The 23399-nt window shown below is 58.1% G+C and carries 29 protein-coding genes and 1 pseudogene; 8 read left to right on the top strand and 22 right to left on the bottom strand.

What is annotated here, in order from left to right; genetic code table 11:
• Window positions 1-103 precede the first annotated feature (103 nt).
• The 3 genes from L53_RS14780 to gntA are packed head-to-tail and all read right to left on the bottom strand — an operon-like array spanning window position 104 to window position 1910.
• Entirely contained in the window at window positions 104-646 is a 543-nt protein-coding gene (locus L53_RS14780; protein WP_034817097.1) for a DUF421 domain-containing protein, read from the bottom strand.
• Window positions 646-1239 (bottom strand): DUF1989 domain-containing protein, encoded by a 594-nt coding sequence (locus L53_RS14775; protein ID WP_034817096.1) that lies wholly within the window; start codon window positions 1237-1239, stop codon window positions 646-648. The genes L53_RS14780 and L53_RS14775 overlap by 1 nt, the downstream gene beginning before the upstream one ends.
• Window positions 1236-1910 carry a guanitoxin biosynthesis heme-dependent pre-guanitoxin N-hydroxylase GntA gene (gene gntA, locus L53_RS14770; protein ID WP_034817095.1) on the bottom strand — a complete coding sequence of 225 codons (675 nt, stop codon included), beginning with the start codon at window positions 1908-1910 and terminating at the stop codon, window positions 1236-1238. Before gntA ends, L53_RS14775 begins: the two co-directional genes overlap by 4 nt.
• 318 nt (window positions 1911-2228) lie before the next feature.
• On the opposite strand from gntA, the gene rpoH reads away from it, so the two are divergent.
• On the top strand, window positions 2229-3137 hold the full coding sequence (rpoH, locus tag L53_RS14765) for an RNA polymerase sigma factor RpoH (RefSeq protein ID WP_034817094.1): 909 nt from the start codon (window positions 2229-2231) through the stop codon (window positions 3135-3137).
• Here rpoH and L53_RS14760 read toward each other — a convergent pair.
• Window positions 3134-3727, bottom strand: coding sequence for a hypothetical protein (locus tag L53_RS14760; protein ID WP_034817093.1), 594 nt, complete (start codon window positions 3725-3727; stop codon window positions 3134-3136). The genes rpoH and L53_RS14760 overlap by 4 nt on opposite strands.
• Before the next feature lie 286 nt (window positions 3728-4013).
• On the opposite strand from L53_RS14760, the gene L53_RS14755 reads away from it, so the two are divergent.
• Both L53_RS14755 and L53_RS17425 read left to right on the top strand, forming a co-directional pair.
• On the top strand, window positions 4014-4568 hold the full coding sequence (locus L53_RS14755) for an RNA methyltransferase (RefSeq protein ID WP_233347869.1): 555 nt from the start codon (window positions 4014-4016) through the stop codon (window positions 4566-4568).
• The gene (locus tag L53_RS17425; protein WP_233347868.1) at window positions 4562-4816 is read left to right on the top strand and encodes a TrmH family RNA methyltransferase; all 255 of its coding nucleotides are present in this window, start codon (window positions 4562-4564) and stop codon (window positions 4814-4816) included. The genes L53_RS14755 and L53_RS17425 overlap by 7 nt, the downstream gene beginning before the upstream one ends.
• On the opposite strand, the gene L53_RS14750 is transcribed toward L53_RS17425, so the two are convergent.
• The 6 genes from L53_RS14750 to cysG are packed head-to-tail and all read right to left on the bottom strand — an operon-like array spanning window position 4813 to window position 10032.
• Entirely contained in the window at window positions 4813-5556 is a 744-nt protein-coding gene (locus L53_RS14750; RefSeq protein WP_034817092.1) for a phosphoadenylyl-sulfate reductase, read from the bottom strand. The genes L53_RS17425 and L53_RS14750 overlap by 4 nt on opposite strands.
• A gap of 5 nt (window positions 5557-5561) precedes the next feature.
• The gene (locus tag L53_RS14745; protein ID WP_034817089.1) at window positions 5562-6050 is read right to left on the bottom strand and encodes a DUF934 domain-containing protein; all 489 of its coding nucleotides are present in this window, start codon (window positions 6048-6050) and stop codon (window positions 5562-5564) included.
• A complete protein-coding gene (locus tag L53_RS14740; RefSeq protein ID WP_034817087.1) occupies window positions 6037-7695 on the bottom strand; it encodes a nitrite/sulfite reductase in 1659 nt (552 codons plus the stop codon). The genes L53_RS14745 and L53_RS14740 overlap by 14 nt, the downstream gene beginning before the upstream one ends.
• Window positions 7695-8324, bottom strand: a complete 630-nt coding sequence (locus L53_RS14735; protein WP_034817085.1) for a glutathione S-transferase family protein — start codon at window positions 8322-8324, stop codon at window positions 7695-7697. The genes L53_RS14740 and L53_RS14735 overlap by 1 nt, the downstream gene beginning before the upstream one ends.
• Window positions 8324-8629, bottom strand: coding sequence for a DUF2849 domain-containing protein (locus L53_RS14730; RefSeq protein WP_034817083.1), 306 nt, complete (start codon window positions 8627-8629; stop codon window positions 8324-8326). The genes L53_RS14735 and L53_RS14730 overlap by 1 nt, the downstream gene beginning before the upstream one ends.
• Window positions 8626-10032, bottom strand: a complete 1407-nt coding sequence (gene cysG, locus L53_RS14725) for a siroheme synthase CysG (RefSeq protein WP_034817081.1) — start codon at window positions 10030-10032, stop codon at window positions 8626-8628. The genes L53_RS14730 and cysG overlap by 4 nt, the downstream gene beginning before the upstream one ends.
• Window positions 10033-10140: 108 nt before the next feature.
• Between cysG and gcvA the strand changes: the two are divergent.
• Window positions 10141-11047 (top strand): annotated as a pseudogene (gene gcvA / locus L53_RS14720) (transcriptional regulator GcvA).
• Here the strand turns inward: gcvA and L53_RS14715 are convergent.
• The 4 genes from L53_RS14715 to L53_RS14700 all read right to left on the bottom strand — a co-directional run bounded on the left by L53_RS14715 (window position 11044) and on the right by L53_RS14700 (window position 12332).
• Entirely contained in the window at window positions 11044-11493 is a 450-nt protein-coding gene (locus L53_RS14715; RefSeq protein ID WP_034817079.1) for a YcgN family cysteine cluster protein, read from the bottom strand. The pseudogene gcvA and the gene L53_RS14715 overlap by 4 nt on opposite strands.
• Entirely contained in the window at window positions 11490-11771 is a 282-nt protein-coding gene (locus L53_RS14710) for a GNAT family N-acetyltransferase (protein WP_034817077.1), read from the bottom strand. Before L53_RS14710 ends, L53_RS14715 begins: the two co-directional genes overlap by 4 nt.
• The gene (locus L53_RS14705) at window positions 11768-12055 is read right to left on the bottom strand and encodes a GNAT family N-acetyltransferase (protein ID WP_034817075.1); all 288 of its coding nucleotides are present in this window, start codon (window positions 12053-12055) and stop codon (window positions 11768-11770) included. Before L53_RS14705 ends, L53_RS14710 begins: the two co-directional genes overlap by 4 nt.
• Before the next feature lie 106 nt (window positions 12056-12161).
• Window positions 12162-12332 (bottom strand): CsbD family protein, encoded by a 171-nt coding sequence (locus L53_RS14700; RefSeq protein WP_084333513.1) that lies wholly within the window; start codon window positions 12330-12332, stop codon window positions 12162-12164.
• Between the two features lie 153 nt (window positions 12333-12485).
• Here L53_RS14700 and mnmC point away from each other — a divergent pair, with 153 nt between their 5' ends.
• On the top strand, window positions 12486-14336 hold the full coding sequence (mnmC, locus tag L53_RS14695; protein ID WP_034817063.1) for an FAD-dependent 5-carboxymethylaminomethyl-2-thiouridine(34) oxidoreductase MnmC: 1851 nt from the start codon (window positions 12486-12488) through the stop codon (window positions 14334-14336).
• On the opposite strand, the gene L53_RS14690 is transcribed toward mnmC, so the two are convergent.
• The 5 genes from L53_RS14690 to L53_RS17625 form a co-directional block, all read right to left on the bottom strand.
• Window positions 14316-14525, bottom strand: a complete 210-nt coding sequence (locus L53_RS14690) for a hypothetical protein (protein WP_034817061.1) — start codon at window positions 14523-14525, stop codon at window positions 14316-14318. The two genes, mnmC and L53_RS14690, sit on opposite strands and share 21 nt — an antisense overlap.
• Window positions 14526-14570: 45 nt before the next feature.
• Window positions 14571-15017: an envelope stress response membrane protein PspC gene (pspC, locus tag L53_RS14685; RefSeq protein WP_034817059.1), complete on the bottom strand. Its 447-nt coding sequence runs from the start codon at window positions 15015-15017 to the stop codon at window positions 14571-14573.
• 12 nt (window positions 15018-15029) lie between these two features.
• Window positions 15030-15284 (bottom strand): envelope stress response membrane protein PspB, encoded by a 255-nt coding sequence (pspB, locus tag L53_RS14680; RefSeq protein ID WP_034817057.1) that lies wholly within the window; start codon window positions 15282-15284, stop codon window positions 15030-15032.
• 113 nt (window positions 15285-15397) lie between these two features.
• Entirely contained in the window at window positions 15398-16090 is a 693-nt protein-coding gene (pspA, locus tag L53_RS14675) for a phage shock protein PspA (RefSeq protein ID WP_034817055.1), read from the bottom strand.
• Window positions 16091-16120: 30 nt separating this feature from the next.
• Window positions 16121-16252 (bottom strand): hypothetical protein, encoded by a 132-nt coding sequence (locus L53_RS17625; RefSeq protein WP_255342029.1) that lies wholly within the window; start codon window positions 16250-16252, stop codon window positions 16121-16123.
• Window positions 16253-16463: 211 nt separating this feature from the next.
• On the opposite strand from L53_RS17625, the gene pspF reads away from it, so the two are divergent.
• Entirely contained in the window at window positions 16464-17552 is a 1089-nt protein-coding gene (gene pspF / locus L53_RS14670; RefSeq protein ID WP_034817054.1) for a phage shock protein operon transcriptional activator, read from the top strand.
• Window positions 17553-17560: 8 nt separating this feature from the next.
• On the opposite strand, the gene L53_RS14665 is transcribed toward pspF, so the two are convergent.
• Together L53_RS14665 and L53_RS14660 are read right to left on the bottom strand one after the other, a co-directional pair.
• The gene (locus L53_RS14665) at window positions 17561-17911 is read right to left on the bottom strand and encodes a response regulator (RefSeq protein WP_034817052.1); all 351 of its coding nucleotides are present in this window, start codon (window positions 17909-17911) and stop codon (window positions 17561-17563) included.
• Window positions 17912-17918: 7 nt separating this feature from the next.
• The gene (locus L53_RS14660; protein WP_034817050.1) at window positions 17919-19703 is read right to left on the bottom strand and encodes a PAS domain S-box protein; all 1785 of its coding nucleotides are present in this window, start codon (window positions 19701-19703) and stop codon (window positions 17919-17921) included.
• A 308-nt stretch (window positions 19704-20011) separates the two neighbouring features.
• Here L53_RS14660 and hpf point away from each other — a divergent pair, with 308 nt between their 5' ends.
• Entirely contained in the window at window positions 20012-20605 is a 594-nt protein-coding gene (gene hpf / locus L53_RS14655; RefSeq protein ID WP_034817049.1) for a ribosome hibernation-promoting factor, HPF/YfiA family, read from the top strand.
• A 23-nt stretch (window positions 20606-20628) separates the two neighbouring features.
• The gene (locus L53_RS14650) at window positions 20629-21099 is read left to right on the top strand and encodes a PTS sugar transporter subunit IIA (protein WP_034817047.1); all 471 of its coding nucleotides are present in this window, start codon (window positions 20629-20631) and stop codon (window positions 21097-21099) included.
• Window positions 21100-21181: 82 nt separating this feature from the next.
• Here the strand turns inward: L53_RS14650 and L53_RS14645 are convergent, their stop codons facing one another.
• Entirely contained in the window at window positions 21182-23380 is a 2199-nt protein-coding gene (locus tag L53_RS14645; protein ID WP_034817045.1) for a M3 family metallopeptidase, read from the bottom strand.
• Between the last annotated feature and the right edge of the window lie 19 nt (window positions 23381-23399).

The following is a 23399-nucleotide window of genomic DNA, read 5'->3' as shown; positions in this document are numbered from 1 at the left end:
TTATGGGTTCTCGCTATCATCACAGTCTGAAAACTTTGTAACCAGTAATAGCCACAACAGCGTACAAGACTTTGACTTTCATGAATTTATTGTGACGCACACTTCAGGAGTGGCCTGGAACTCCGACGACAGATTGGGCAAGATGTTCGGGCGATACATCCGCATTGTCACGCGCAATCACGCTGAAAGAAGCATCCGTTTCGAGCACGACCAACTCAGCTTCGGCAACGCGTGTCAGGCCATTCTCACGCAACGCGGCGAGCACTTCGGACTTGGTCAGACGCTCATCGCGAATATTCTGCATAAGGTACTGCCCCCGATACACCAGAAGTCGTGGACTGGATTTCACAAGCCATTCCACAGAGTCGCTGCGCGCCAGAACGAATGTCAGCCCCCATTGAATAAACAGGAGGACTGCAATGGCGAACAGGGCTTCGACAGCCGTGACGGAATTCGAGGTGATGCCCGCTCCAGCGATTGAGCCCAGCGCCACGGTCACCACCCAGTCAAAATTGTTCATCTGAGACGTGGACCGCTTTCCAGCGAGCCGGATGAAAGCGATGATGGTGAAATATAAGACTGGGGCGGCAAGCGCGATACGGACAAGGTCTTTCCATCCGTCATAATAGATTGCTGAAATATCCATCAGGCGACTGCCTTCACGATCTCATAATCTATCGGCTTGTAGCGAAAATTATTGGACTCTCCTGCGGAGCAGCTGGTCATGCCGATCAGAAGGTCCATGCAGGCTTCGAACGTAATCGACTGCCCCGCTTTACTCAGGGGTGGCAAAACCTTGATCTCGCCCGTCTGAGGATCTGTCGCGACGTGCATGAAGATGTTGAACGCGATCGGAATATCATCGGGGCCTATGCCGTATTCGGCCAGGGCTGCTTCGAGGTTTTCCTGACAACCACCTTCGGGATCAGCCTCATTGTACAGCTTGCGGAACGTATCCTTCGAGCAGGGCGTCAGCGTGAAATCATGACGGCCGACCTCATCCTCGACAATTTTCAACATGTCACGGCTGCGATTGGAGTAGAGCATGTCTCCCCTGGTCAGGAACATGCGCCCGGCATAATCGAGGGAGCGCCCGGATGAAATCACTTCCTTCCGGTCGTCCAGATTGTAGGCGACCATGTCGCTGACTTGTTCGCCTTCGGGATCTGTCACGGTCAGGCGTTCGCCCTTGCGCAGGATGAAAGCCGTGCCGGATTTCGGGGGGATACGGTGACTCATTTCGCAGGCTCCTGCGGGGTGAACGGACATTTCCACTCAGGCCCGACTTCGCGGCCTGAATACTGCGCGGCTTCAGACCCCCGGCCGAAATCTGCCAGCATCGGATTAACCGAACCGGCGAGCGCCTTGTCGCGCTCTCGAATGATCTGCTTCATTTTCTCGAACCGGCCATCCTGGCGCAGGCGTTCAAATTGCTCATGCGAATTGAAGACGAGCGCAGGAAACTCGAAACGACGGGCTGGTCGGGATGCGTTCGGGTGCAGGCCGATGACGAAGAAGGCCTCGCCCAGCAAGCCCATCGAGAAATGTGCCGATTCCGGATCACGCTCCGCGCTCTCGGCCCACCCCCTGCCCTCGACCACATCGAGATTGTGCAAGGATTGAAGCCGGTTCCAGAGCGCACGCTCGAATTCAGTCTCTGACAGCTCGGTCGGCCCCGTGAAGATGGCGACGAAGGACTGAACCACAGGGGAGCTGAAATCGAGCTCCTCGATAAACTCTTCCAGTGCGCGCCTGAGATTGATGTCACCTGCAGCGGAATCGATGTCGCCGAATTCCGCAATGACCAGCTGATCGCGAACCATTGCCGATTTTGCCCCAATACAGGGAAAGGAATCTGATTGCACGAATTGCCGGAAGGCGTCCGTGCGGGTGAGAGTGGTGCTGCCCATTTGGTTGTTTCCTGTCATGTATGGGCAATCAACCGCGCAACCTTCAAACCGGTTCCGCAACTTCTGACAGCAAGGTGTGGCAGCCTTCTGGATCACTTTGCCGCCACGAGATATACTGCCTCCGAAGCGCAAATTCAGACGCTTGGAACCCCTTCAAAAGCAGGGGGCGAATACTTATTTATGTTAAACCGCGATGACATTCATGCGGTTTGTACGGGGCGACGCCGCCGCTATGCGGGGCTAAACGTCAGGAAGAAGATCTGATTGCCGGAACGATCGCCGCAACGCGGGGTTGGTCTGCAAAGGAGGAGATTAGATATGGCGAACAAAACCGCCAGTGCGAGTGTGGCACTCAGCCCGGAGCAGGGTCTGAGCCGTTATCTCACCGAAATTCGTAAGTTTCCCATGCTCGAGAAGAATGAGGAATTCATGCTCGCCCGTCAGTGGCGCGAGCAGGAAGATACCCAGTCTGCCGAGAAGATGGTGACATCCCATCTGCGTCTCGTTGCGAAGATCGCAATGGGCTATCGCGGCTATGGCCTGCCGATGGCCGAAGTGATCTCCGAGGGCAATGTCGGTCTTATGCAGGCCGTGAAGAAATTCGACCCGGACAAGGGTTTCCGGCTTGCTACCTATGCCATGTGGTGGATTCGTGCCGCCATTCAGGAATACATCCTGCGCAGCTGGAGCCTCGTGAAACTCGGCACCACGGCCGCGCAGAAGAAGCTGTTCTTCAACCTTCGCCGCCTGAAAGGCGAAATGAAGGCTCTGGACGAAGGCGACCTTCGCCCGGAACAGGCCCAATTGATCGCCGAAAAGCTGAACGTGACAGAAGCTGAAGTGTATTCGATGAACGGGCGCATGTCCGGCTCTGACGCGTCGCTGAACGTGCCGATGGGTACTGATGGCGACATGGAGTGGCAGGACTGGCTGGCCGACGACGATCAGGGCCAGGCTGAGGAGTTTGCCGACAAGCAGGAATTCAATGCGCGGATGGAATTGCTGACCGCTGCCATGGAAGACCTCAACGAGCGTGAACGCCACATCCTGACCGAGCGCCGCCTGTCGGAAGAGCCGAAAACACTTGAAGAACTGTCCGAGGTTTACAGTGTTTCGCGTGAGCGTATTCGCCAGATCGAAGTGCGCGCGTTCGAAAAGCTCCAGAAAGCCATGAAACGTATGGCCAAGGATCAGGGCCTGCCGAACATGGCCCCCAACCCGGCTTAGCGACCGGTCAGGCTCGAATACGCACCTTCATCCAACTCAGACGACCCGCTTAATACCGGGTCGTCTTTCATTGGACCTACCGCGGCAGAATTCAGCGACCATTCTCCCTGCTCTCTTGACCAAAGTGTCATCAGACATGCCGAATAGGCTCCGCGAATGAACCTGCCCGCAGCCACATAGGGATGAGAACCGATTTCAGACTCACAAATTATGTCTGACGGCTTTCTTGGAGGAATCTGGACTTCACAGATCAAGGGATCAGGCTGAGGGCCAACAATTGATCTGGCTGGAGCGCGGCGACACTCGGGAAACCCCAAATGTACCCGCTCGTGCGATTCCCGCAGTCTATGGACAAGTCCTATATCATCTTCGCTCAGCGAGCTGAGGAGAATTGGTGGAGCCTCTGCCCCGCTATAGCGGGTCATTTCCAAATTTAACTGAAACTGTTTGTCCGTAACGTATTCCAACATCGCCTTGCGGTGCATGCGGTTTCCTACAGAGATCGCGACCACGCAAAACGCGACCAGCAACAATACAAGGATGAGCCTATGGTGCCAAAGCACCACAATGGTTTTCATCATGATATTCATGCGTCCCCCCGGCCCGCCTGCAAATCCTTCGCAATCTCCCTCTATCTATTTATGATTGCGATAACAATACCAAACAGTAGAATTTTTCTCCTATTGGGAGAATTTTTTGAGCTGAAGTGCGGGGGGATCCCCTGTAGGAGAATGTTCGGCCTGGATCGTCTGTGCCGGACGTCGATTTGTCCGTATGGGTGAAGTATGCTCGTAGTCGGCCGAGCCGGATTCGTTCCACGTCATGGACGCCCCGCCAATTGGACAACGTCTTGCGCCTCAGCATAGAGAAATTGAAATGGGATTTGCGATAGAAGTTGATAGCGCGACAGATGCGAGGCTGGAGGCTTACACATCCATTCGCGAGAAGGACCTGACTTCAGGTCATGGCGCGCGCTTCATCGTCGAAGGCAAAGTAGCGCTGGAGACAGCGCTGCGTCGGGGACGTTTTACGCTGGAAAGTGTGTTCCTTGCAGAGAACCGGGTCGCACCGCTGGCCGAATTGATGGCCCTCGTACCGGAGAACGTGCCGGTCTATGTCGCGCCCCAGTCGGTGATGGATGCGGTCGCAGGGTTTCCGATGCATCGCGGCGTGCTTGCCTGTGGGCTGAAAGGCGACATCGCCGAACCGGCCGCGTTTCTCGCCGCCATAGAGGCCAGTCCCTCTACCCTGCTCCTGATGTCAGACCTGTCCAATCACGACAATGTCGGCGCGTGCTTTCGCAATGCCGCTGCCTTTGGCGCAGATGCGGTGCTGATGGATGTTCAATGCTGTGACCCCCTCTATCGCAAGGCCATCCGCGCAGCCTATGGCTGCCCTATGCCCATGGCGGGACGGGCCTGGACATGGTGAACGCGGCCAAGGCGGCGGACTATGAGGTCTGGGCGATGACGCCGCGTGCAGAAGCCCCGCCGATCACCGAAATGGTTGTGCCGGACCGACTCGCCATCCTGCTCGGTGCCGAAGGACCGGGGCTGCCGGACGAGTTGATCGCGGCTTGTACGCCCGTGCGAATCCCAATGACGGAAGGCTTTGACAGTGTGAACGTGGCGACCGCCGGAGCGATCGCCATGGCTCACATATTCGGGGCGAAGGCCTAGAAGACGCGCGGGCGTTCCGTCTTGTCGATGTGGAGGCCGCATTCGGACTTCTCCTGTCCGGCCCAGCGACCCGCGCGGGGATCGTCCGGATTGTCGGACGGCTTTGTGCACGGCCAGCAGCCGATGGACGGATAGCCCTGAGCAACCAGCGGATGGCGCGGCAGATTGCGTTGCTTGATCAGCAGTTCCACATCGTCCGGTGTCCAGTTGGCCAGCGGGTTCACCTTGTAGCGGCCATTGGCGAACTCAAACACCGGCAAGCTCATCCGGGCACCACCATGAAAGCGTTTGCGACCGGTGATCCAGGCATCAAAGCCTTCCAGAGCCGGCTCCAGCGGGCGTACTTTACGCAGTGCGCAACAGGCGTCCGGATCGGTTTTCCAGAGATTGTTCTTCGGATCGAGCACTTTGCGCTCGGTCTCACTCGGCGGAATTTCGCGCACACCGGTCAGGCCGAGCTTTTCGATCAGCTCGTCCTTGTAGTCCAGCGTCTGCGGGAAATGCATGCCGGTTTCGAGAAAAACGATGGGCAGGTCCGGCTTCACGTCAGCAATCAGGGCCAGCATCGCGACGCTTTCCGCGCCGAAACTGGACACATAGGTCAGGCTGTTGGCCCATTCGCGAACCATGGCGACGCGCAGCACCGTCTGAGCGGAGGCGTCGCGCAACTCACCATTCAGGCGAGCAAGGCGGACGTCCGCAGCTTCGGACTTGCGGGTAAGACTGTCGCCATAAGGCATAAGGATCAGCTTTCGTGTCTCTTGCGATACACCGGCGTCCGATCACCCGCTGCGGGCTGGTAGACGTCGGAATACTCTTCCAGTGCGTTCACCACTTCATGTAGGTCAGCACGGGCGGTCTCGTAAGCGTCAAAGCCTGAACGGTTCATATAGAATATCTGATCCCGCAGGACGTGGCCCACGGCGCGAAGCTCTCCGGTATAGCCGAAGCGACGGCGCAAAAGCTGGGCTTGGGAGTATCCACGACCATCGGTATATTTAGGGAAACTGATCTCGATCAGTTGCAAACGGTCGAGATATTCCTCCAGTTCGTGCGGGTCATCACCCGGTTCCAGCCGTACGCCGATATCGGTGTTGCGGGCCAGAAGAATGTCTCGCTCACTGCGGAACCGTCCGAGCGAAACTGTAATACATCCACCAGGAGACAGGTCACCTTCATCCGGGACAAAGGCCCAGATATTGTCGATCTCCGTGCCGTTCTTAACCAGCGGCATAAAGCGCCTCCTTGAAGGGATCATGGCCAAGGCGGGCCAGCGTCTCGATGAACAATTCGCCCTTGTCGGCGCGCAGCTCGCGATAGGTGTCCACGACGCGTTTGAGAGCGCCGGGCACGTCGTCAGCCTTCAGGCCGGGGCCGGCAATATCGCCGATCGCGGCCTTCTCATCGGCGCGGCCACCAAAGGTGATTTGATAGAATTCCTCACCCTTCTTGTCGACGCCAAGGATGCCGATATGGCCGACATGGTGGTGACCACAGGCATTGATACAGCCTGAAATATTGATGTGCAGCCTGCCGATGTCTTCCTGATAGTCAGGATCGGCGAACACTTCCTGCACCGCCTGCCCGACCGGAATGGAACGGGCATTGGCAAGGTTGCAGTAATCGAGACCGGGACACACAATCATGTCGGTGATCAGGCTTTCGTTCGCGGTATGCAACCCGGCAGCCTTCAACTCGCGATAAACATCCGGCAGATCATCCAGCGCAACATGTGGCAGGACCAGATTCTGGGCGTGGCTGACGCGGATATCGTCATAGGCATAGGTCTCGGCCAGATGCGCGACGGTCATCATCTGAGCGTCGGTGGCGTCTCCGGCGAGACCGCCAATCGGCTTCAGGCTGACCGTAATGGACGTATAGCCAGGGGTCTTGTGCGGATGGAGGTTGATCCGTGCCCAACGCGCAAACTCGGTGTCTTCGGCCTTCAGCGCTTCAAACGCCGAAGATTTGTCCGGCTTCGCGGCCAGTTCCGGCGGCGCAAAATAGGCATGGATACGATCAATTTCGGCCTGTGGCAGGTCGATCTTTTCGTTCTCGCGTTGGGCGGCATATTCCTCTTCCACGAGGCGACGGAACTCGGCTTCGCCCAGTTCGCTGACGAGGATCTTGATACGAGCCTTGTACTTGTTGTCCCGGCGCCCGAAGCGATTGTAGACGCGCATGATGGCTTCGAGATAGTCCAGCAGTTGGGCTTCCGGCACGAACTCGTTGACCAGTGTAGCAAGGTGCGGTGTACGCCCCTGCCCGCCACCGACATGCACCTCGAACCCGACCACGTCCCCGCGCTTGCGAATGTGCAGGCCAATATCGTGCACGCGGATTGCCGCGCGATCATGCTCGGCCGCAGTGACGGCGATCTTGAACTTGCGCGGCAGGAAGGCGAACTCCGGGTGGAACGTGCTCCACTGGCGGATGATCTCGCACCAGGGCCGCGGATCCATCAGTTCGTCTTTCGTCGCACCGGCATAATGATCGGATGTCACGTTGCGGATACAGTTTCCGGAGGTCTGGATGGCATGCATCTCGACCTCGGCAAGCTTGGCCAGCACATCCGGGATGTCTTTCAACGCGACCCAGTTGAACTGGATGTTCTGGCGTGTAGTGAAATGGCCGTAATTCCGGTCATAGTCACGCGCGACGATGGCCAATTGGCGCAACTGGCGGCCGCTGAGCTGACCATATGGAATAGCCACACGCAGCATATAGGCGTGCAGTTGGAGATACACGCCGTTCTGCAGGCGCAGCGGCTTGAACTCGTCTTCCAGCAAGGTGCCCGCCATACGGCGTTTCACTTGTCCCCGGAATTGGGAAACCCGCTCGGAGACGATCCGGGCGTCGAACTCATCATATCTGTACATTACGCAGCCTCTTTTGCGTGCGGTATATTGAGGGCCGCCTCGGTGCGGCTGACCCATCTCTCCACGGAGGGAAAGTCAGACAGGTCAAAGCCGCCCTCATGGGCGACCCGTGTGTAGGCAACCAGCGCGATGTCGGCGAGCGTCATCGCATCACCGACGATCCAGTCCGTATAGGTCAGCTGCAGCTCCATCACACCCAGTGCGCGGCGGCCCTTGGCCATCAGCTGCGGATCGATCTGGTCGTCCGGCGTATTGAGATAGTGCTTCTGGAAACGCCGGACAGCGATGGCGGTCTCGTGAGAATATTGTTCCCAGAACAGCCAGCTCATCATCTGGGCACGCCGGAACGTGTCAGAAGGGACCAGGTCACTGCCTGCCTCTTCGGCGAGATACAACATGATAGCGTTGGACTGTGGCAACGCACGGCCATCCGGCCAGCGCGCCAGCGGCACCTGACCCGCCGGGTTCAGCGACAGGAAGTCTTCGGTCTGGGTGCCGCCCTGAAGGATATCGACCTCTACCCAATCATATGGGATGCCGAGCAGGTCAGCGGTCCATTTCGGTTTCATGCAATTGCCGGAAATGGAGTCACCGTAAAGTGTGAGACGCTGGATCTCGCGATGGGGCATTACACGCCCTCTCCATAGGAAACGGTCGGACCTTTTGCGCGGATCGTTTCGCGCAGGGTCTCGCGGCCCGTGATCTCCCCGGTCTCGGTAACTTCCATGAAGTAGGGATCGGTAACGATGCCCTCCTGCGTCTGGGCATCTGCAAGGCGTGCTTCGGCCTCATCGCCGGTAAAGGCGGCAACTTTTGAAACGTCCTGGGTCCAGCTGCCGTCGGCGGCCATCCAGACATTCTGGCCGGTCGCGGTTTCCCATGCGGTGACGGCCTTTGGCGTATCCGGCTTAAGTTTCGGGCGAACGGATGTCATACGAAAGTCTCCTGGCTGACGCAGCCTGAAAGGCCGATTGCGCCACTCGCGAAAGGCAGGCCCGCCACTTTGCCGATGATGAGCAATGCTGGACCCTCGATACCATTGTCTGTGATCAGGTCAGGCAGTTCAGCAAGAATACCGAAAACCTGAATTTCGTTCGGCCGCGTGCCGTTCTCGATCACTGCGACCGGCGTGTCTGGCGCGCGCCCGGCTTCGATCAACTTGTCAGTAATGGCGGCCGCTGTGCCGACGCCCATGAAGACGGTGACGGTCTGGTTCGGCTTGGCCAGAGACTCCCAATCGAGATCGGGCACGCCGCCCGCCTTGGCATGGCCGGTGACGAAGGTCAGGCTCTGGGCGTGATCGCGATGGGTCAGCGGTACACCTGCCTGCGCCGCGCATCCCAGCGCCGACGAAATACCCGGCACCACGAAGGCTTCGACGCCTGCGGCCAGCACCGCTTCCATCTCTTCACCGCCACGCCCGAAGATAAACGGGTCGCCGCCCTTCAGGCGTACAACGCGCTTGCCATCGCGGGCCGAGCGGATCAGCATTTCGTGAATTTCATCCTGCGGGACGGAATGGTCGCCCTTGCTCTTGCCGACAGACACGCGGTCGGCATCCCGGCGAATGAGCGTCAGGATATCGTTGCTGACCAGACGGTCATAATAGACAATGTCGGCTTCCTGCAGCAGGCGCAGCGCCTTCAGGGTCAGCAGCTCCGGATCACCCGGACCCGCGCCAACCAGATGAACCACGCCTTGCGTCCGGCCGCCGGACAGTGCGTCGCGCATCGCCTGTTCAGCAGCTTCCAACTCGCCCGCATAGGCAAGTTCGGCAGCCTTGCCATTGAGCACGCTCTCCCAGAACTTCCGACGCGCGCCAGAATCCGGCAATTTGGACTTCACCTCTTCTCGCATGCGTCCGGCCAGTTCCGCCAGATCGCCGATGCGTGCGGGTGTAAGCGCTTCAAGTTTGGCTCGCACCGATTTGGCAAGTACAGGCGCAGAGCCGCCCGAGGCCACGGCAGCAACAATCTCGCCGCGGTCCATGATGGATGGAACCGTAAAATCGCAGAGATCTGGCCGATCGACGACATTCAAAGGCACGCCATATTGGCGCGCCCAAGTGATCGCGCGATCTGTGTTTTCATCAATTCGGCAGGCCACAATTGCAAAACGGGCAACATCGAGCGCGGCGCCAGCCTGGTCCTGCGGCGCAATCGTGATGCGCCCAGCAAACTCCTGAGCGAAGCCGGAATCGATGTCTTTTCCGATGATTACAGTGATATGCGCCGGTGTTTTGGCGAGCAGGCGCACCTTGCGGCGCGCTTCCTCACCACCGCCGAACACGACGACGCGCGCGTCATCCATGTTGAAGAAAGCCGGGAATTGGCGCATGCGGGCGGACCTCTTTTTAGGCAAGCTGATCAGTCAGGTGTCAAAATGGCTCTTGACGCGGCGGACGCAAGCATGAACCCCTACAGCGATCCTTTAGAGAAACTATCCATGTCAGACTCATCCGACCGACTTCCCCCATTGAACGCGCTGAGAGCTTTTGAGGCCGCCGCGCGGCGGCTGTCTTTTACACAGGCTGCCGAAGAGCTGAATGTCACGCCCGGCGCGATTTCACAACAGATAAGGCAGCTGGAAGAATATGCTGGCACGCCCCTGTTCAAGCGCACAGGCCGTTCAGTTTTGCTGACAGATGCCGCCCAGGCCAGCCTGCCGCTGGTGCGCGATGCATTCGAGAGAATTTCTGAAGCCGGGCGGATCATGCAGGCTCCAGCGCGCAAAGGCCGGGTCATGGTGTCATCTGCGCCGTCCTTCGCCGCGAAATGGCTGGCGCCCCGCCTTGATGGCTTCCACCGGGAACATGAGGAGACCGAGGCCTGGATCTCGGCCGATATGGGCCTGACCGATTTCACCACGGCCGATGCCGATTTCGCAATCCGCTATGGCCGGGGCAATTATGACGGCCTGAAATCTGAAAAGCTGATGGACGAGACTGTCTTGCCGGTCTGTTCCCCTGCCCTGCTGGAAGGAACCGACGCGATCCGTAAGCCTTCGGATTTGCGGCATCACACACTGATCCATGATGAGAGCAACGAGAATGACCCGTCCTGCCCCGACTGGGCCAGCTGGCTGCGTGCGCGGAATGTGAAAGATGTTGATGGCTCACGCGGCCCACGTTTCAGCTGCCGCCGGGCGCGGCGTGGCGCTTGCCAAACGCGCGATTGCAGCAGCGGATCTCGCCTCTGGTCGGCTGGTCGCGCCCTTCGCGGATGGCTCCCACCTGATCGATTTCGGGTACTGGATCGTCTACCCGAAAGGCCGTCACCTGACGCCAGATGTGCGCAACTTCATCAAATGGCTGAAGACCGAGGCGACCAATAGTGAAGTGGTCGGCGTCTAGGGTTCATTGCCTTCCCAGTCGACGACCCAGTCTTCTGTGTCCTCATCGAAGACCGTGTCCTCGGAAACGGTGCGTCCCCGGATCGAATGCCCCTCTTCGTGGATGCGGCTGCGGTCACCACATACGAGATAGTGCCAGTCCGGCAGCTCCTTGCCCTCATGGATCAGGCGATAGGCGCAGGTCTTTGGCATCCAGCGGATTTCCTCGACCTTCTTCGGAGTAAGAATCACGCAGTCTTCGACGATCTTCTTGCGATTTTTGTAATCGGCACACTGACAGCTATCCCCGTCAAACAGGCGGCAATGGAGTCGCGTGTAAGCGATCTCACCGGTGTCTTCGTCTTCCAGTTTGAGCAGGCAGCATTTGCCACAGCCGTCGCAGAGGGATTCCCATTCCTGCGATGACATCTGAGCCAGTGGTGTGGTTTTCCAGAAAGGCTTGGTCATCCCCTCAGGGCAGCCCATTCCGGCGTCTTTTCAATAAGTGCCGTTGCAAACCAGCAAGACGAAGAGACCGTCTCACCCGCAGCAATGATGTCATTCATCACACGCGTCACCAGATTTTTGCCAAGGCCGCGTCCACCCAGTTCTCCCGGCACGATCGTGTGCGTGATATGGCGTAGCCCGGTACGCGGACGCTCATAGGTCAGATACGCTTCCAGCCCGTTCTCGAAATAGCTGTAACGCATATGATTTTCATCATGGGTGATGGGTATCGTGGTCATGCCAGTACATCCTGCCATTCTGCATGTTTTTGAATTTGCGCCTTCGCGAAAGGGCACAGCGGAATGATCTTGATTCCGTCCCGGCGCGCATCCTCAACCGCGCGTTTGACCAGGGCTACGCCGACACCCATGCCGCCGAGCGCTTTCGGAACGCCGGTATGGTCGATGATGATCCGCTCCGTACCCGCCTTCGAATAGGTCATCTCGGCCTCGTGGCCGTTGACCAAGGTGACATAGCGCCCGCCGGTCTCTCCGTCTTCGCGCTTGATCTCAAACTCACTCATGATTGCATGCCTTCTGCTGAGAGGCTCTATGTGGCGCGCCATCAAGCAGCACGCAAGGAAAAGCCGCCCCGGGTGGAGCGGCTTTCACAGTGGTTCAGGGGGTCGCCTATTTGTTGACGGCGTCCTTTACGTCACCCGCTGTCTTGCGGGCTTCGCCTTCGGCCTTGTCCATTTTGCCTTCGGCTTGCATCTTCTTGTTGTCTGTCATTTCACCGACAGTTTCCTTGACTTCGCCTTCAGCTTCCTTGGCACCGCCCTTGAGATGTTCCTTGTCCATTTGGGTCTCCTTCAGTTTGTTTGTGTCGGCCGCATGATCGCGGTCATTCAATCAACGCGCGACGGACAAGAGCGATCCGATTAATTCGGTGTCAGAAAGCATGCAGCCGCAGAGGACTGTTCAAAACGGTACTGCCCGGCTAACCCGTCTCGCATGGCCCGCTTGCTCACGCATCCCATGATTGACTGGAAGGACGACGGCACGCCCGTCGCCCGCGAGGCGGGGGACGTGTACTTCACGGCGGGGGATGGACTGGCCGAAACCCGCGCGGTTTTCCTGCAGGGCTGCGGCCTTCCGGAAGCCTGGGCCGGCAAGACCGAATTCACGGTAGCCGAAACCGGATTTGGCACAGGATTGAACTTCCTCGCCTTGTGCGAACTGTGGCAAGCGCACCGGCCAGCCCCGGATGCATGGCTCCATTTTGTCAGCTTCGAAGGCTATCCCCTGACTGAGGCTGATGCGGCGCGCGCGTTGGGCGCGTGGCCGGAACTGGCATGCTTGGCAGCGCGACTGCTCGCCGATTGGCCAGGGCCTGTGCGCTGTGTTCACCACCTTGTCTGGCCTGATATCGGCGTGACTCTCACGCTTCATCTCGGCGATATTCATGACACGCTGCCACAGAGCCAGTTCATGGCCGATGCCTGGTTTCTCGACGGATTCAGCCCGGCAAAGAATGAAGCCATGTGGTCAGCTGATCTTTACGGACTGATTGCAGAGCGCTCCAAGCCCGGCGCAAGCATCGGCACGTTCACCGTGGCAGGCGCAGTTCGGCGCGGACTGACAGAGGTCGGCTTCGATGTCGCCAAAGCACCGGGACACGGACGCAAGCGGCAGCGACTGGAAGCAAGGTTGGCACTTGCCTCTCCCGCCAAGCCGGACATCTACTGCCTGCGCGCGCATAGTGGCCCGAGCCAAAAGGTCGCCATTCTGGGCGCAGGGATCGCCGGGGCGAGCGCGGCTTACACATTGGCGCAGCGCGGCGCAGATGTGACTGTGTTTGACCCCACCGGTCCCGCAAGCGGCGCAAGTGGCAATCCGCTGGCCCTTGTGATGCCTCGGCTCGATGCGGGCGACACGGCGCAAGCCCGCTTGCTGATCGACGCTTATCTTGCCGCCCGCCGCGCCTATTCAGGCATGGAAGGCGCACACGAAACCACCGTACGCCAAATGCCAAAGGACAAGGCCGAGCAGACCCGGTTCGCGAAATTGCTCGCGGACCCGCCTCTGCCTTTGGAAGACCTTGAAGCCATTTCGGGCGGCGGCCTGCTCCACAAGCGCGCACTGATCCTTGAGCCTGCGCGGATCATTTCCGGATTGCTTGACAATGTTCAGGTTCGGACCGGAGCGGTCGAGGTTTCGCTTCAGAATCGCTTGGTGAATGCCGAGGTGTTCGACATCATCGTCCTCGCCACCGCCATGGAGACGAACCGGCAACTTGGCTGGGTCGGGCTGGAAGGCCGATTGGGTCAGGTCGAGAGCGTCGCGGACGCCACACCCGTTCAAGCAGAGGCAATGGCGAGCGGGCACTACGCACTGGCATTGGAAGATCAGAGGCTCTGGGGCGCTACGTTTGAAAAAATCGAAGATGGTGTACCGGCTGCAACGTCCGCCGCTGCCCGCGCCACCAATGCCGACGCATTGCGACAATTGTCTCCATGGTGGCAACGAAGCGCAACGTCGCTGCCCGTTCAGTCTCGCGCTGCCATTCGTGCGACCACCGCTGATCGATTGCCCCTGGTCGGCGCCGTGCCCGATTATCCTGCAGCGCTGGAGACATTTTCCGGCATGCGAAAAGGGCGCCCTGTCGATGCGGACGCCCCCGTGTTGCCGGGCATATTCATGGTGAACGGTTTTGGCGCGCGCGGCTTTACCTGGGGCCCCTGGGCCGGCCGGGTGCTGGCGGCCATGTGCCTTGGCGGGCCGTCCCCCGCCGAAGTGGCGGCGCTTGAGGCGGTCAGCCCCATGCGCCTGATTGTTCGTGCCTTAAAGCGCGGTGAAGTCTGAATCGCCGAAAGAGCGGGCGATGCTGAGGCGAACGCCCCCCTCTTCGTGCGGCGCAAACGTCATCTGAAGCCCGCCGAACTCCAGTGCTGTCTGTCCTTGGAGGCTAGAGAGAAAGAGTACCATCATCAGGATGAGGATGGAAATCCCTCCGAGCAGCCAGTTATTCGTCAGTAGCGTCCCCTTACGCATTTTTCCGGTCCTTCTTGTCGGATGGTTAGGGTGAATGGGCGCGGTCTAGTTGCCACGCTCCAGGTCGCGGAATTCCTTGCGCAGGCGCCACTCGTCAGACGTGACCTTGCGTTCGATATCCCTGAGGCGTTCATCGAGATCCATGAAAGTGTATTTCAGGTTCCCGAAAGTGGCTCTGGGGCGATCGTTCACATTGCGCCAGAAGACATCTTCTTCCGGTGATATGGTACGACCGCCCAAAGGTGTCCGCGGTGTGATCATCCAGACAACGATATAGGCGATCAGGGCGATCGGCCCGGCGACAAAGAAAAAGGCGAGCACGGCCAGCAGGCGCACCAGGATGGGTTCCCAACCAAAGCGTTCGGCAAGGCCGCCACAGACACCGGCAATGACCTTGTCATGGCGCGAGCGGTAGTAGCGCTTCGGATTCGGGGAGCCGTACTGGTCGCCTTCTGGGGCTGTATCACGGTAGGCACGGGATTGGCGGGACATATGTCTGGGTCCTTAGTCGTCAAAAGTGGGGCGGGAAGAACGAGGCGGCCTGCGGGGGCTGTCCGCTTCGCTCTGCTCAAGGAGAGATTCGAGCGTCTCGATCCGGCGTTCCATCGCCTTGGCCGAGCGCCAGAGATCCTCCATCATGCGCTCATCGTCGGGCATCAGGGTTTTCTGCTTCCGCCACAGGGTGATGTAGTGGAAGATCATGCCCGGGAGGACGATGAACAGCGAGACGATCGCTATGATTGGAATAAACTCATCCATCAGGCGGCCTCGTCAGCAGATTGCTGCCGGTTGGCGCGCGCCTGGGCGATAAGGCCCGGAGCGCAAACCAGCGTCATGAAGCCGGTGAGGCAAGCGAGTGAAAACAACATCGATTAGTCCTCCGATTTCTTGCTGGAAGACTTCGCCGATGACTTGGCGCGCTTCGCTTTCAGGGCTTCGAGTTCCTTCTCGACGCTCTCGTCACGCTCCAGCGCGGCGAATTCGGCTTCGAGGGTCGGTTCACGGCCCTTGATCGTGTCAGCATAGGCTTCCATTTCATCGACCTTGCGCTCGATATTGCCGTAACGAGCCAGCGCGTCATCCACTTTGCCGTCATAGACCTGGCTGCGGATGCGAATGCGCTGTTCAGCAGCTTCACGACGCATCATCAGTGCCCGATGCTTTGCCTTCGCTTCATCGAGCTTGGCTTGAAGCTTGGCCAGATCGTCCTGACGCTTCTCAAAGGCTTCTTCAGCCGCGTCCATTGCCAGCTTGCGGCGTTCGATTTCGCCATCAGCTTTTTGCTTGGCTGTCAGAGCGCCACGAGCAAGGTCTTCACGACCCTTGTCGATGGCCAATTCAGCCTTTGCAGCCCACTCGTCGCGGGTCTGCGTGAAATGGACGATTTCGCGTTCCATTTCCTTTTTGTCTGCCATGGCGCGGGCCGCGGCGGTGCGAACCTCAACCAGCGTATCTTCCATTTCCTGGATGATGAGCCGGGCAATCTTTTCAGGATTTTCGGCGCTGTCGAGCATCGCGTTGATGTTGGAATTGATGATGTCACCGAGTCGGGAGAACAAGCCCATTTTGGTGTCCTTTCGTGAGTGGGGGGAGGATTAGAAGAACAGACCGCCGAAGAAGATGCCGACGACGAAGAACATCCAGCTTTCCGCCGGGCGCGTCGCGAGCCACCGACCGAAACGGCCAGCATCCGAGCGGGCTTCCGAAGTGTTGTAGCGATCTTCCATTTTCAGTTTGTCCTTCTTGTGTTTGTGAGCAACGCCCTGTCGCTCCGAGCCCTTCTGTCATTTCAAGGACCGTGCCAGTTCAAAATTAATTTTATAGATCTTTGTTTTATTTGGTATTTTTAGGTATTTCGGACTATTTGATTTTTATAATTTGGTGTATTTAGCCAATTTTTTTATATGTTTTGCCTCTAATTTTTGCTATTTTGACTAAATGGTTGATCAAAGTACGCAATTATTGGGGCAGGCGCCCGCCTGGCTGAGCGCGCAGGAGCATGTATCCCGTGTCGCCCCGCTGGATCGCTCCATTCTTGTCATCGGGGAGCGAGGCACAGGCAAAGAGCTGATCGGCGAACGCCTTCATTTCCTGTCGAAGCGCTGGGATGGTCCATTCATAAAGGTCAATTGCGCCGCACTGTCGGAGACCCTGCTGGATTCTGAGCTGTTCGGGCATGAGCGCGGGGCCTTTACCGGCGCGACTGAAATGCGGCGGGGCCGGTTTGAACTGGCTGATGGCGGTACGATCTTCCTCGACGAAATAGCGACCGCCAGCGCACAGGTTCAGGAAAAATTGCTGCGTGTTGTCGAGTATGGCGAATTTCAGCGGGTGGGCGGATCAAAAGTACTCTCAACGGATGTTCGCATCGTGGCCGCCACAAACGCCGACCTGCCGGGCATGGTGGAGGCAGGCGAATTCCGCGCCGACCTTCTGGACCGGCTTGCTTTTGATGTCATTACCCTACCTCCGCTCAGGGCCCGACCTGGTGATGCCAGCCTGCTGGCCGACCATTTCGCTCGGCGTATGGCGATCGAAATGGCGCAGGATTTCCCCGGTTTTGCCCCCTCGACCATCGCCGCTATCGAAGCTCATGACTGGCCCGGCAATGTACGTGAACTGCGCAATTTCGCGCAAAGGCTCGCACATCGCGCCATGCTGATGGCACCGGACGAACCGGTCTTGTTCGATCCGGCCGTACTCGACCCATTCGATTCTCCCTGGCGCCCGATCGGGGCCGGCAAGACCGGTCACTCCGAGACGCTTCGGGCCGACCCGGTACGCATTCGCGACAATCCAGAGATCGCCGCCGATTTCAGCGCGCAGGTCGCTGCCTTCGAGATGCAATTGATTGATGAAGCGCTCAGCCTGTCACAAGGCCATCAGGGCCGCGCCGCAGACCTGCTAGGACTCTCCTATCATCAATTCCGGGGCCTGCTGAAGAAGCATGACTATGGGCGCAATGCCGGTAAGCCGGCCGATCCTGAGGCTGGCACCCCCATCAAAGGCCCCGTGAGGGCCATGTAGACCACGCTTCAGTCAGGGTTTGCGAAACCCTTCAACTGTTCGATCAGGCGCGGAAAATGTACTGGCTTTGTATGGATTGGACTATCGGCAAGCCCATCTTGCAAATCTGCCTCATTATTGCCGGTAACAAACACGAACGGAATTCCGAATTCCTTCAGTCGATGCGCCGTCGGAAAAGAGGCGACCCCTCCGAGATCCATATCGAGCACAGCCGCCTGGATGGATCCCGGCTCAATGAGCGCTTTGGCGTCCTCATTGTTCGCGACCGGCCCCACCACTTCCATGCCAGCATCTTCCAGTTGCGCCTTCATATCGAAAGCAATCAGGAAGTCGTCTTCCAAAAGCAATATCTTCAGCATAGTCCCCCTACCTTCTAGCTGGAAAGCGAAATTGAGCTTTTAATCCTTTCGGGTCAAAGGTTAAGTTCGATTTCCCGCCAAGAGAGTGTGACAGGCTCTGCTCGATAAGCACACTACCGAAGCCTTTCCGGCTGGGAGGCACCACCGGCGGACCGCCCATTTCGATCCAGTCGATGACCACGTCTGGATCATCGCCAGCCTCTTCTATGAACCAGCGGATGCTGAGCCGTCCGCTATCGTTCGAAAACGCACCATATTTGGACGCGTTCGTGGCCAGTTCGTGCAGGATCAATCCGAAAGCGTGTGACCCTTGCGGCCCTAAGACAAGCGGCGGCCCCGTCATTTCCAGCCGCGTGCCATCAGCGGGCGCATAGCCGAGAACCTGATCCCGGATGAGCCGAGAAATATCCGATGAGTCCTGCGTCGTGGATACAAGCAGGTCATGGCTGGCCGCGATGGCGCGCAGGCGCCCGGTGAATGATTGGCGAAAGCCTTCAAAGTCTGTCGCCTCCCGCAGCGTGTGGGCGGCGATGGCCTGAACGGTCGCCAGCGAATTCTTGACCCGGTGATTCAGTTCACTGAGCAACATTTCGCGATGTGCTTCGGCCCGCTTGCGTTCCGAGATATCCACTGCGGACATGACAATGTCTGTCACCTGGTCGGATTCGTCGAAGATGGGTGCCAATTGTACGTCGACCGGGATCAGCGAGCCTTGAGAATCCCGAATTTCAGCATCGAACCGCATGCGTTGTCCCGCTTCTGCCTTGGCAAAGGCCGAGATCAGGCGATCCTGCATCGCGCGCGTGTGAGACCATGCCGGATGCTGCCAGATAGGCTTCCCGACAAGGTCCTGGCTCGCTGCTCCGGTAAGTCGAAGGGACGCTTCGTTGATTTCCAGCAGGATCCCACTGGGTGTGGTAAGACCAATCATCGAAACAATGCCATCGAGAATGGTGCGCTGGCGTTGCTGGCTTGCATGCAACTGGAGTTCGGCCTGCTTGCGCGCGGTGACATCCTGAAATGACACAGCGAAGCCGTCCCCGACCCGAGCGACCGTGAAGCGGAACCAGCGCGGAACGCCATTGTCTGGATAGTAAAGCTCTCGCCGCCAAGGCGTTCCGGTCTCTACCGTGTTGCAAAAGACGTTGAACAGACCTCTTGCAAAGGCCTCGGGCATGACTTTCGATAGCCGCTTGCCGATCAGGACATTCGCCGAGCGCGCCGTCAGCTGTTCTGCTGCGGGATTGACGAACTCCCAGACGAAATCCTCGATCTCACCGGAAACGGCGCGCAGGCTTCGCAGGATCATGAATCCGTCCGGATTGGTTTCCTGCACGACGCGGAACCGGGTTTCGCTGTCTGCCAGCGCCTGGCTGATGCGCTTCTTTTCGGTGATGTCCTGAAGGATCGAAATGAAGTAGGCGACCGTGCCATCCGGATTGCGCAAGCAACTGACCGAAAGCAAGACCCAGACAATCCGGCCAGACTTGTGGTAATAGCGTTTTTCGATCCGATAGGTCTCGCGCCTGCCCTCAAGCACCTCGTTGAGGAGACCGACATCCAGATTCAGATCATCCGGGTGAGTGATGTCCTGAAACGTGATCTTGAGCAATTCGTCGCGCGGATAGCCCACAATTTCGGAGACGCGCTGGTTGACGTTCAGCCATTGTCCCTGAGGGCCCACATGCGCGATCCCCACGCTGGCGTGCTCGAACGTGGCCCGGAACATGGCATCACTTTCAACCAGCATGACTGCCGGCTTATTCGGTTCCTCGGGCTCACCGGTCGACATGCCTTGAGTTCATCCTTGATGGAGAGATATTAATTCAAGTAACTACGCGAAGATGTAAATCAGGTTACCCTAACTGAACTCATCATACGACATTGAAACCATGTAATTTTTGATGCCAACGGGCATGCAAGTCATTGCAGGTGCATCCTACTGCAGTGACGCCAGAATACATATTCCACACGCAATGTATCGCTCGGCTCTTGAGGGCGGTTCTTCCCCTTCCCAAGTCAGGAAAGTGAGGAATTCGATTCGCCTCATTGGCAATTCTGCGCCATACTTGAATCCTGAAAAAACAAAGGAGACCGCCCGTGCAGATACAGATTACTGGCAAGCATATGGATCTCGGAGAGGCTCTGCGGAGCCGCATCGAAGACGGACTGGAGGCGGCAGTCAGTAAGTATTTCAACCGAACCGGCGACGCCCGCGTTTTCGTGTCCCAACAGGGCCCCTTCGTCGAAGTTGACTGCAACGTGCACCTGCCCTCTGGCATTATCCTCCAATCGACCGGCAAGGCGGAAGACCCTTATGCTGCGCTGGAAAACAGCCTCGACAAGATGGAAAAGCGGGTGCGTCGCTACAAGCGCCGACTGAAGGACCATCATGCCGGTACATCGGCTCCAATGCCGAACGAGCTGGCTCCGGAAGCCGTATTCCAGGTGAATGGTCACGATGCCGCCGAGGAAGAGCATTACGAAGAGCCGGATGACACACCGCTGACTGTCGCGGAAACATCGCACTCAATTCGGACAATGAGCGTCTCAGAGGCTGTTATGCAGCTCGAACTGCAGGAAGTGCCGGCCCTAATGTTCAGAAATGCTGGCCATGACGGGCTTAATATGGTCTACCGCCGACCAGACGGTCATATTGGATGGGTGGATCCAGCGAACGTCCCGAGGAACTAGTCCGGAACACGGAAAGTAACTTCATGGCCACTGATTTGACATCCCTGCTCGCGGGCGGGGTAATCATACCATCTTTGGAAGCGAAAAGCCGCAAACAGGCAATTCACGCGCTCGCAGAGGCACTTGCCGAGGCGACAGGCATTGGCCTGCGTGAGATTGAGGATGCCGTGATGGAGCGCGAGCGCCTCGGATCGACCGGTGTCGGCGAAGGCGTTGCCATCCCGCACGCCCGCCTTGAAGGCATCGACGCGCCTGTTGGTGGCTACCTGAGACTGGTCCACGGCGTCGATTTTGAAGCGATTGATGATCGCCCTTGCGACCTGATTTTCATGCTGCTGGCTCCGAAATCTTCGGGCGCTGACCATTTGCGGGCCTTGGCACAGGTAAGCCGCACATTCCGCCAGAGCGCCGTACGTGACGCCTTGCGCGAAGCGAATACGGAAGATGAAGTCAAAGCGATTGTCTGCCGCGAAGCTGTCGAACAATCTGCCTGAGACACGCCTGACTTTACTGACATGAAAAAGCCCGCCGAATATTTCCGGCGGGCTTTTTGTTTGGATGTCGACCGCGCGCCGATCAGCCCTCGCTTGGCTGCTGCTCAGAGAAACCGCGCAGCTTCAACAGCGGCTCGATGGTTGGGTCGGAGCCACGGAAATTCCGATACAGCTCGTCTGCTTCGCGCAGACCGCCAGATTCATAGACCCATTTCTTCAGCCGTGCCGCCAGTTCGGGATCATAGATGTCGCCTGTATCGCGGAACGCGGTGAAGCCATCGGCATCCAGAATCTCGGACCAGAGATAGGCGTAATAGCCTGCCGAATACCCACCCGCGAAGATGTGGCTGAAATACTGGCTGCGATAGCGCGGTTCGATCTCCGGGATCAGGCCGTATTCCTCCAGCACTTGCTGCTCAAATGCCCGGGCATCGGTGATTTCGGCGGCTTCCTCCGAAGTCAGCATGTGCCAACGCAAGTCCAGCAGCGACGCAGCGATGAACTCAGTCGTCTTGAAACCCTGATTGAAGGTCGCAGCAGCGTTCATCTTGTCGATCAGTTCGAGCGGAATGGGCTCGCCGGTTTCGTAGTGATTTGCATAAGTCGAAAGCACTTCGGGGGCGCCAGCCCAATGCTCAAGGATCTGGGCGGGAAATTCGGTATAGTCGCGAGGACCATCAACACCGGAGAATGTGGAATACCGGATCTGCGTCAGCAAGCCATGCAGGCCGTGGCCGAATTCGTGGAACAGCGTCTCAACTTCGTCAAACCGCATGAGGGTCGGCTCACCCTCGGCCGGAGTGATCAGATTGAGATTGTTGGTGATGATCGGGCGAATATTGTTGCCATTGACGTTGGACGTGTCGCGGAACGAGCTCATCCACGCTCCACCACGCTTGGAATCGCGGGCATACATATCGACCATGAACAGGCCGAGATGGTCACCGGTCTCCGCATCCTTGACGTCATACGCGGTCACAACCGGATTCCAGCCGTCAACCTCGACCGGCTCGATCGTGATGCCGAGCAGTTTGGAGGCAACATCGAACGCCCCATCCCGCACGGCGCCGAGTTCGAAATATGGTTTCAACGCATTGTCATCGAAGGCGTAGAGATCCTGGCGGACCTTTTCGGAATAGTGCCACCAGTCATGTCCGGCAATCTGGAATTCGTCGCCAACCATGTCTTGCATGGCTGCGCGTTCTTCCTTGGCGCGCTCGAGGCCCGGTTCCCAGACGCGGAGCAGGAACTCCTCTGCGCCTTGCGGCGTCTTGGCCATGCGTGTTTCCAACTGGTAGTGTGCGTGGGACTTGTATCCCATCAATTCGGCACGCTTGGCACGCAGCTGGGCAATCTTGATCGCGAGCGGGCCATTATCGAACTCGCCCTCGGACGCACGCAGGCGATAGCCATCGAACATCTTCGCGCGCAGATCGCGGTTCTCGCTCTGCGTCATGAAGGTTTCGTAGACAGAGCGGTCAACGGTCAGGACCCACTTGTCTTCGCCGTCGACTTTCAGGGCGCTTTTGAAATCGTCTGAAAGGCCGACAAGCTCTGCCTCGTCAGTGACCTCGATCTTGAAAGCCTTGGTCGACAGGAGCAAATTGCGACCGAACTTGGTGGTCAGGCCCGACAATTCCTCATTGATCGCGGCGACCTCAGTTTTGACTTCCGGCGAAAGGTCCGCGCCATTGCGGACGAATTCGCGATGGACCAATTCCAGCAGGCGCGCATCCTGTTCATCCAGCCCCAGCCGATCACGCTGGCTGTAGACGGTCTTAACACGCTCGAAGAGGTCCTGATTGAAATTGATCGCGTTCATCTCGCGAGTCAGCATGGGCCAAATTTCAGCCTCCAGCTCGCTCAGCGTGTCATTGGTATCTGTATTCGTGATGTTGCCAAAAACATTCAAAACCTTGTTCAGCGACCCACCGGCAACATCAATCGCGACGATTGTGTTCTCGAATGTCGGCGCGTCCGGATTGTCGACGATGGCATCAATGTCCGCACGCAACTCCAGAATCGCCTTCTTCGTCGCTGGCATGTAATGCCCATCATCGATTTCGGCGAAGGGCGGTACGCCATAGTCGGCCGTCCACTCCTGACGGAATGGATTACCTGCGAGTTCCTCATCACTGACGACAATCTCCGGCAGCCCGGTCTCGCTGGCGGTCGCCTCGGTTGCAGCGGGCGTTTCCGGGGTTTCCGCTTTCTCGCCACAGGCGGACACGGCAAGGGCGAGCGCAGCAACGCTGCCCGCGAGCAATGATTTTCTGGTCATGGGGTCCTCTCAGGTCAGT

The sequence above is a fragment of the Hyphomonas sp. L-53-1-40 genome, from assembly GCF_000682775.1.
Taxonomy (GTDB): Bacteria; Pseudomonadota; Alphaproteobacteria; order Caulobacterales; family Hyphomonadaceae; genus Hyphomonas.
Note: the sequence above shows the minus strand (reverse complement) of the source record. Positions and strands in the feature narration are given on the sequence as shown.